A 403-nucleotide genomic window follows, 5' to 3' on the forward strand; every position below is an offset into this window, starting at 1 on the left:
CGCCCATGTATTGTTTATTTTCATCAATATAGCAGTACGTTGTGGCCGTTCCGAAATCAACGACAATTAATGGATTGCCGTATAAGTGTATCGCAGCGACAGCATTTACGATTCTGTCTGCCCCCACTTCTTTCGGATTGTCGTATTTTATATTTAAACCAGTTTTCATGCCCGGACCGACAATTTGCGGTTCGATATGAAAGTATTTTGTGCACATTCTTTCTAACGCAAACATGATTGGCGGCACTACTGATGAAATAATGATGCCATCTATCTGTTCAAACATAAGCCCGGAATGCTCAAATAAAGAGCGTAAAATCATTCCAAACTCATCTTCTGTTTTATGCCTGCTTGTTTCTATACGCCAGTGATATTCTAATTTTCCATCATGATATACACCAAG

The 403-nt window shown here is 39.2% G+C and carries 1 protein-coding gene; it reads right to left on the minus strand.

The features are described from left to right. Window positions 1-403 (minus strand): type III pantothenate kinase (locus RVS70_RS22930; RefSeq protein ID WP_321135045.1); only part of this gene is annotated, 403 nt, incomplete at both ends.

Source organism: Virgibacillus sp. M23, from assembly GCF_034190895.1.
Lineage (GTDB): Bacteria > Bacillota > Bacilli > Bacillales > Amphibacillaceae > Virgibacillus > Virgibacillus salarius.